The 8,234-nt window shown below is 44.9% G+C and carries 7 protein-coding genes and 8 tRNA genes; 13 read left to right on the forward strand and 2 right to left on the reverse strand.

Annotated elements, in window-relative coordinates:
• Position 1 precedes the first annotated feature (1 nt).
• From NFR98_RS15105 to NFR98_RS15135, 7 genes are all read left to right on the forward strand, one after another.
• A tRNA-Tyr gene (locus NFR98_RS15105) sits at positions 2-77 on the forward strand.
• Positions 78-85: 8 nt separating this feature from the next.
• Positions 86-159, forward strand: a tRNA-Trp gene (locus NFR98_RS15110).
• 8 nt (positions 160-167) lie between these two features.
• Positions 168-243, forward strand: a tRNA-His gene (locus NFR98_RS15115).
• Between the two features lie 7 nt (positions 244-250).
• Positions 251-322 (forward strand) — tRNA-Gln (locus NFR98_RS15120).
• A 3-nt stretch (positions 323-325) separates the two neighbouring features.
• Positions 326-400: transfer RNA gene (locus NFR98_RS15125), tRNA-Gly, on the forward strand.
• A gap of 5 nt (positions 401-405) precedes the next feature.
• Positions 406-479: transfer RNA gene (locus NFR98_RS15130), tRNA-Cys, on the forward strand.
• A gap of 9 nt (positions 480-488) precedes the next feature.
• Positions 489-570, forward strand: a tRNA-Leu gene (locus NFR98_RS15135).
• Between the two features lie 241 nt (positions 571-811).
• On the opposite strand, the gene NFR98_RS15140 is transcribed toward NFR98_RS15135, so the two are convergent.
• Positions 812-1,069 (reverse strand): YetF domain-containing protein, encoded by a 258-nt coding sequence (locus NFR98_RS15140; protein WP_328229888.1) that lies wholly within the window; start codon positions 1,067-1,069, stop codon positions 812-814.
• 3 nt (positions 1,070-1,072) lie between these two features.
• Positions 1,073-1,276, reverse strand: coding sequence for a DUF421 domain-containing protein (locus tag NFR98_RS15145; RefSeq protein ID WP_017550138.1), 204 nt, complete (start codon positions 1,274-1,276; stop codon positions 1,073-1,075).
• Between the two features lie 373 nt (positions 1,277-1,649).
• On the opposite strand from NFR98_RS15145, the gene NFR98_RS15150 reads away from it, so the two are divergent.
• From NFR98_RS15150 to NFR98_RS15175, 6 genes are all read left to right on the forward strand, one after another.
• Complete coding sequence (locus tag NFR98_RS15150; RefSeq protein WP_017550137.1) at positions 1,650-2,669, forward strand: LLM class flavin-dependent oxidoreductase; 1,020 nt, start codon at positions 1,650-1,652, stop codon at positions 2,667-2,669.
• A 117-nt stretch (positions 2,670-2,786) separates the two neighbouring features.
• Positions 2,787-2,868 (forward strand) — tRNA-Leu (locus NFR98_RS15155).
• 387 nt (positions 2,869-3,255) lie between these two features.
• The gene (locus NFR98_RS15160; RefSeq protein ID WP_017550136.1) at positions 3,256-4,383 is read left to right on the forward strand and encodes a zinc-dependent alcohol dehydrogenase family protein; all 1,128 of its coding nucleotides are present in this window, start codon (positions 3,256-3,258) and stop codon (positions 4,381-4,383) included.
• A 410-nt stretch (positions 4,384-4,793) separates the two neighbouring features.
• Entirely contained in the window at positions 4,794-5,678 is an 885-nt protein-coding gene (locus NFR98_RS15165; protein ID WP_014097399.1) for a DMT family transporter, read from the forward strand.
• Between the two features lie 525 nt (positions 5,679-6,203).
• Positions 6,204-7,589, forward strand: a complete 1,386-nt coding sequence (locus NFR98_RS15170) for an MFS transporter (RefSeq protein ID WP_061087049.1) — start codon at positions 6,204-6,206, stop codon at positions 7,587-7,589.
• Between the two features lie 121 nt (positions 7,590-7,710).
• On the forward strand, positions 7,711-8,157 hold the full coding sequence (locus NFR98_RS15175; protein WP_014097401.1) for an MFS transporter: 447 nt from the start codon (positions 7,711-7,713) through the stop codon (positions 8,155-8,157).
• Positions 8,158-8,234: the final 77 nt, after the last annotated feature.

Genomic DNA, 8,234 nt, shown 5'->3' on the forward strand with positions numbered 1-8,234 from the left:
GGTAGCGAAGTGGCTAAACGCGGCGGACTGTAAATCCGCTCCCTCAGGGTTCGGCGGTTCGAATCCGTCCCCCTCCATTTTTTAAAGGGGCATAGTTTAAAGGTAGAACAGAGGTCTCCAAAACCTCCAGTGTGGGTTCGATTCCTACTGCCCCTGCCATTATGATGGCGGTTGTGGCGAAGTGGTTAACGCACCGGATTGTGGCTCCGGCATTCGTGGGTTCGATTCCCACCATCCGCCCCATATTTATTGGGCCATAGCCAAGCGGTAAGGCAACGGACTTTGACTCCGTCATGCGCTGGTTCGAATCCAGCTGGCCCAGTATGCGGAAGTAGTTCAGTGGTAGAACATCACCTTGCCAAGGTGGGGGTCGCGGGTTCGAATCCCGTCTTCCGCTCCATTGATGGCGGCATAGCCAAGAGGTAAGGCAGAGGTCTGCAAAACCTTTATCACCGGTTCGATTCCGGTTGCCGCCTCCATCATATCATGCCGGTGTGGCGGAATTGGCAGACGCGCACGACTCAAAATCGTGTTCCTTCGGGAGTGTCGGTTCGACCCCGACCACCGGTATAATAGCATCACATTGAAAGCTGATGCCAAATGGAACGCTTCTCAAGATAAAGAGAAGCGTTTTTTTATTGCAATTATATTATTGAAGCCGAGGCCAATTTAAGTGGCTGCTTGAAAGCGTACACTTGTGAGTATCTATAGTTGTTTAACTTGTACAAAAAGGGAATTGATCTAATAAGAAAGGTTTGGAAATACTATCTTAGATTTTCCTTTTATAATGAGAACAGAACTGGGCAGCCTACTATTTACTAGGGTTGTTTTTTCTTTTTTTTACCGTAATCGTCCCATCTTTTTCAAGATAGGCCTGGTCAATTTCATCAAGCAAAAATACGCCCTGCTTTCTCAATAACTCCGACAGTTGATTCATATCAATTTTATTTTTTTTCAGTACGACTTTGTTAATTTTTCCTTTATCGATAATCACCGTTTTATCCCCGATAAGGAATTTTTCCAGTTTATCATAGCGATAAATGAGGATGTCAAAAATGATTTTAATGATGACCTAAACAGAAAGCATCACAAGAATGTAGTACCATTTTACACTTGGGTCATAAAGGCCGTTGCCGACGATTTCAGACAGCATTATGCTCCAGATGAAGTCGATTGGCGTAAGGTTTGAAATGCTTTTGGCGCCGGTACATTTTAGACAAAAAATGAGCGCAAGAAAGCCCATAATCAATTTTAATAAGTCCATGCCAATTTGCATCGCTAACCCCCTCCTTTAAAAGGTCCGGTTTTCTCTCGATTGTTCACTTTTACGGGGCTTTCCAACGATTGATCCAGTTATGCATACTGCTTCAACAAGCAGTCTATTTTCCATTTCGCCAACTTCATGAAGTTTGGATACCAATGCTCTTTCTGCTGCTTCTATTGGGAAGCTTGTACCCGAAACACCCAACGCCCATGGGTCCGATCATACGAGCACTGTTTTTCATTGCATTTTCCCTTAATTTCAGTATCATAAACGAACGTTCTCATCATTGGGATACACCGGACAGGTTAGGCAAATCATTTTGTTTTGGGAATCTGTTATTTTACAATAGATCTATCTTCACGAGTAGAAGGAAAGGAAGCGGACAATGGGTAGTCAAAAAAAGTTGAATGACGTTGCATTTTCGGTTTTAGATTTGATCCCCGTTTTATCTGGAAAGACACCGGCAGATTCGTTTAAAAATAGCCTAAGCCTCGCACAGCATGTTGAAAATTGGGGCTACAAACGATACTGGCTCGCGGAGCACCATAATATGGTGGGAGTAGCCAGCTCTGCAACGGCTGTTTTAGTCGGGTATATAGCGGCAGGGACGAAAACCATCCGTGTCGGGTCTGGCGGTGTGATGCTTCCAAATCATGCACCGCTTGTCGTGGCTGAGCAGTTTGGAACACTGGGTTCCATCTATCCAGGCAGAATTGATCTCGGCCTTGGCCGTGCGCCGGGTACAGACCAATTGACAGCTGCGGCGCTCAGAAGGAATTTAAGGGGCGGGGAAATGGATTTTCCGGATAATGTCCAAGAACTGATGAACTATTTTCTCTCGGATAAAGAACGCAGGACGTATGCACGGGCCGTCGTGGCAGAAGGGGTGGATGTTCCGGTTTGGCTTCTTGGGTCAAGTACATACAGTGCCACACTTGCTGCCAGGCTCGGCCTGCCGTTTTCGTTTGCAAGCCATTTTGCACCAGCGCAATTGTTTGATGCTTTATACCTTTATCGGGAGAACTTCAAACCGTCCAAGTATTTGCAAAAGCCATATGTGATTGCGTGTGTGAATGGCGTAGCAGCTGACACAGATGCAGAAGCAGAAAGGATCGCAACAAGCCTGTACCAGTTTTTCCTCGGCGTTATCCGTGGAAAATCGCAGACGCTGCAGCCGCCTGTCGATAGCATGAACGGGATTTGGACTCCGTTTGAAAAAGAAGCGGCATTGCGTCAGCTTGAATATGCTTTTATCGGTTCAAAACAGACAATCAAAGAGAAAATGGAAGAATTTTTGGATGATACACAGGTCGATGAGTTGATGTTTGTATCGCATATTTACAACCATGAAGAGCGGCTGCGGTCTTATGAGATCCTAAGTGAACTGAAGGAAGATCATATGTGAATAGGGGAGCTGTTTTGCTTCCCTTTTTCACACAATGGTTATTGACATTTTTTACGATCTGGATATAATTATAAAAGTGACATAACAAACAGTTTTGTTTGAGATTCATAGGATCATGCCGGTGTGGCGGAATTGGCAGACGCGCACGACTCAAAATCGTGTTCCTTCGGGAGTGTCGGTTCGACCCCGACCACCGGTATCAAAAGATCACATTTCAGTTTTTCGGTAAAACGTTCCTTATAATCTAGTAAGGAGCGTTTTTTCATTTTCCGGAAGAAGTCACTCTCTTCAATCGGTGAAGGGCAGAAGGTAAGGGATGAATTTCGGTTTGCATTTACTAAAGGCTGCTTATTTGTTTTTTTCATTATTCAGTCGTAAAATAAAATAAAGAATTTAATAATAGCGAATCTAAACACAAATCACTATACTTATCAAGGCTATGAAGCATATCAGCTAGTTCCGGGCGTTCCAGATTTGTTCAGCAATCCCAATTCGCCGAAAACAAAGCATATAAGTGATATTCGTAGGCTTTGAAAACCGTTCAAGTGCGCTGATACATAACGAATTTCAGAGGAGATGGGTGAGAGTGAAGATCAGAGCTGCTGTACTACGGGAATCAGGTGCTGCTATGCCATATGCAGCAAGCAAACCGATTAAAATTGAAACATTGGAACTCGATGAACCGCAACAAGGAGAAGTGCTTGTCAAGATGAAGGCGGCCAGTTTGTGCCACTCGGATTTGTCTGTTATAAATGGCAGCAGACCCCGGCCTTTACCGATGGCTCTTGGGCATGAGGCTGCCGGTGAAGTGGTGAAAACCGGTGAAGGTGTGACGGATCTTGCGCCGGGTGACCATGTTGTTTGTGTGTTTGTACCAAGCTGTGGCGAATGCCTGCCGTGCAAGGAGGGACGCCCTGCATTATGCGAAACGGGTGCGGCTTCAAACGCGGCAGGTACTTTACCAGGAGGCGGCATCCGGCTGCATGCAAATGGTGAAGACATCATGCACCATCTCGGCGTATCCGCTTTTTCAGAATATGCTGTTGTGTCCCGTCGTTCTTTGATTAAAATTGAAAAAGACGTTCCGTTTGAAAAGCTTGCCCTTTTTGGATGCGCTGTCATTACGGGGGTCGGGGCAGTCGTGAATACAGCCCGGATTAAGTTGGGCAGCACAGTTGCGGTTGTCGGTTTGGGCGGCGTCGGATTAAGCGCATTAATCGGGGCTGTATCAGCAGGGGCGAGCCGTGTAGTAGCAGTAGATGTCAATGAAAATAAATTTGCGTTGGCAAAAAGGTTTGGAGCAACAGATGTATTTGATTCCAAAGATCCAGATGTTGTTGAGAAAATACGTGAAGCAACTGGCGGGGGACTGGATACTGTTTTTGAGACGGTAGGTGCAGTCCCGGCGATGGAAACGGCATACGCCATCACCAAGCGCGGTGGCACAACCGTTACGACAGGACTACCGGATCCAAAACATCATTTTTCTTTCCCTTATGTAACGCTGACGGCTGAGGAACGGACGCTAAAAGGTTCCTATATCGGTAGCTGTGTTCCAGAAAGGGATATTCCAAATTATATCCGGCTTTTTAAAAACGGCCGCTTGCCAGTGGATGAATTGGTAAGTGATGTCATTTCTTTGGATGAGATAAATGAGGGTTTCGACAAATTGGCTAAAGGGGATTCATCTAGAATCATGATTCGGTTCGACTAAAAGATGATTGCCAAAAAAGGTGCCCCGTGCCGATAAAGTGGCAGCCATGTTAAAACACAATAAAGAAGAGATCAAGCAACTAGAAATGAACTTAAGTATTTACATCAAGTCCGAGCACCCATTTGCATGATGACGACTTGGTACAGCAGATAACAGGGCTGGAATATTTTGTTCATTTTATAAAACGGCAAAAATTTTGATTTCCTGACTGAATCCAGCGATTCGCAAATGGTTTGAGGAGAAATATAGGATTCCGTCAGCATCCGCTTTGAGGAGGATGGCGGCAGGGTCGTATACGTGGTCTACAAAAGGCTTGGCGCCACGCAAAGTGCCAGGCCTTTTATTTACAATTTTTTCAATACAAATTATACTGAAAATACGACTTTATACATAAAAGAAGGATTACTTTCATGAATAAACCGGCATTTTTAAAACTAAGCATCTCCATGGTGATTTTTGGTTCAATCGGATTTTTCTCTAAGTATACGGGCCTGCCCGCACTGGAACTCGTTTTCGTCCGCTGTGTGAGTGCTTCAGCGATCTTAGCCGTTTACTGGCTTGCGACCGGCCAGTACAAAAAAGAGCGCTGGAGTATAAAAGAGATGCTCTTTATTTTAGGCGGAGGTGTTACGCTTGTCATCAACTGGCTTTTCTTGTTTTTGGCGTTTGAAAAAACTTCTGTCACCGCCGCGATTTCCATTTACAATACAGCTCCGCTCATTGTGCTTGTTGCAGGCTGGACGCTGTTCCGGGAAAAATTCCAATGGGGCGGACTGCTTGCCACTTTGGCGGCCTTTATCGGCACCATCATGATTACCGTAACAGCTTCCTCTGCGTTCAGCCACGTTCTCCTGGTTGGGTCGGTTTACGCATTTTGTGCGGCGATTTTTTATGCAGGTACAGTGATGATCGGCACAAGGATCAAACAGGCAAGTCCATACCTCGTCACGTTTCTGCAAACATTCATCGGGGTCATCATGCTGGCGCCTTTTGTCGACTTTTCAAAATACACTGGGCTCACTCCCGAAAACTGGACATTCAGCTTGCTGACAGGTGTCATCCATACCGGTATCGTGTATTTGCTGTTTTATGGCAGCATCCGATTTTTGCGCACGTCCGTCATCTCAGCCCTTTCTTATCTTGATCCGTGCGTTGCCATTTTGCTTGATATTTTCATCACTGGTTTCGCACCGTCCTATATGCAGGCAGCCGGCATCGCCATCATCTTTTTAGCTGTCTCCTATACAGTAAGAAAAAACAGCCAGGAAGACCCGGCAGCACAAAGACAAGTATAAATTGGCTTTCTTATCCGCAGTTTTATCTAGGAGATGGGAACGGTTATTTTTTTGCTGTTGGTTAGATTGTTTATGGCAGCAAAAATTCGGCAGCACTTTTTCATATGGCCGAGCTACACATCTGTTTTTGCCATCTCAACCGACGCCCGCAATCGCGGCACTTTTTCATATGGCCGAGCTGCACCATCATTTTACCGGTCACAATACATGTTCTTTATCCTCTGCAGCTCCGCTTCTTTCCCATTCTTTTAAAAGAGTGCGTTTATGGGACCCCGCATATTGCTGTTGCATTTCGCTTTCACGCCGTCCATTTGGGATACCTATTGATTGCCAAAAATAGAAGGCTTCCACTTTTTTTAATCTCTAAAAAATCTGCAAAAAGGGTTGACGAGCTGAATAAAAAATACTAATATAGAGATATTTAATTTTTGAAATGTTAGAAATCCATACAATATTAGCAACCGCTTCAATTAAGTTGAAGTTTCATTCAGCTAAAGAAAATGACAATTCAGGGAGGTATGACCGTTGAATCAGACGATCGGACATCAGTTGGACAGGCTGTCAGTAGGAAAAGTGCAAAAACGGGCAACCGCGGTAATTGGAATGGGATTATTTTTCGAGTTTTTTGAGTTATTTCTTGCAGGTGTGCTCTCCAGTGTATTAGGTGAAGAATTTCATGTCTCGGCTTCGCTCATGCCTTTGCTGCTGGGCTCCAGCTTTTTGGGGATGTTTATCGGGGCTATTTTCCTTTGCCATATTGCGGACCGTTACGGCAGAAAGCGGGCGTTTATGCTCAATATCGGCATTTATAGTCTTTTTACTATTTTCATTGCCTTTAGCCCGAATGTCGGCACGGTCATTTTTTTCCGGTTCCTGGCAGGAATGGGCCTGGGCGCGCAGCCGGCGTTATGTGATACATATTTAAGCGAATTGATTCCGTCGGTAAAACGCGGGAAATATATTGCCTGGGCGTATACGCTTGGTTTTCTCGCCGTTCCTGTTGAAGGATTTCTTTCCCGTGTCCTTGTACCTTTAAGCCCAATGGGATTGGATGGATGGAGATGGGTGTTCCTGCTTGGGGCGGCAGGGGGTGTTTTCGTCTTGATAGCGGCGCGGTCGCTTCCGGAGTCTCCGCGCTGGCTTGCCACAAAAGGAAGAATGCAGGAAGCAGTTGCATTACTGGAGAGATTTCAGGAAGGAAAGAAAGAGGCCGGGATGGTTTCAAAATTGCAATCTGAGCCTGCAGATCAAACGCCAAAGGGAAGTACTTTGAGTGCGGTCTTTCAAAAAAGATTATGGAAAAGTACGGTCATGCTTTACATTTTTCAAATTTTCCAAACGATTGGCTACTACGGCTTTGGGACGCTCGCACCGCTTGTACTCGCATCAAAGGGCTACACCGTCACGCATTCACTGGAGTATATTGCCTTGTCATTTATCGGCTACCCGCTCGGATCATTACTTTCTGTTCCGCTTATCGAAAAAATGGACCGTAAATGGCTGGTGTGCTTTTCCGCTGTTTGTATGGGTGTATTTGGCGTTTTATTTGGGATCGGCGGCTCGCCTTTTCTGGTCATTGTATTTGGATTTGCCTATACACTTTGCAGCAATATCTTTTCAAATGCTTTCCACGTACTGCAGGCGGAAATCTTTCCAACTGAAATCCGTGCGAGTGCTACCGGAATGGCATACAGCATCAGCCGCATTATGAGCGGCCTCATGCCGTTTATGCTGCTCCCGGTACTGGAAAATGAAGGTGCAACAGCGATGTTTATTATTGTTGCAATAGCAATGCTGATTGTCGTATTGGATATCGCACTACTGGCGCCAAAAACGACAGGACGTTCACTCGAAAATATAGAGAGTCTATCTGAACCGCAACTTTTTGGAAAAAACAGGGTTCACCTTTAAAATGAAAAAGAATATACAGGCAAGCAGAATATTGATGGCTGGAAAAGTGATCAGACATTTACCAAAAGAAAGCCTCATACAAAGGGGCCCTATCCGATAACAATTGAAAGAAGGGCTCGCTTTGAGAAATCAGTCAATATTTAATACTTTATCACTTAGTGAAAAATTCAAGTGGTTTTTCTTAGGGCAAACAGTCTCTTTATTCGGAAGTGCGATGACTCCTGTTTCTCTTGCTTTTGCAATTCTTAAAGTTAAGCAGGGCCAACATCTATTGGGGTATATACTGGCGGCTGCGGTTCTCCCTAATATTTTGATGCTGGTTATCGGTGGCAGTATTGCTGATCGTTACAGACGAGATAAATTAATACGCCTAAGTAACCTCGGTTCCGGATGTTCTCAAATGGGGATTGCCATTATCGTCCTTGCAGGCGGAAATCCATATACGATTTTCCCATTGGCAATTATAAATGGTATATTAGGAGCCTTTACTTCCCCTGCAATGCGAGGTATTATCCCTGAATTGGTGGAAAGTATGTGTAAAATTTTACTCGAGGGGGCAAATGAGTGAAAAAAAATGGGAAGACACTCTATCATCTAAATGTACACCTTGAATGAACATCTAGAGAGAGGTCTTCCCATGGATAT

Source organism: Weizmannia agrestimuris, assembly GCF_943193165.1.
Lineage (GTDB): Bacteria > Bacillota > Bacilli > Bacillales > Bacillaceae_C > Weizmannia > Weizmannia faecalis.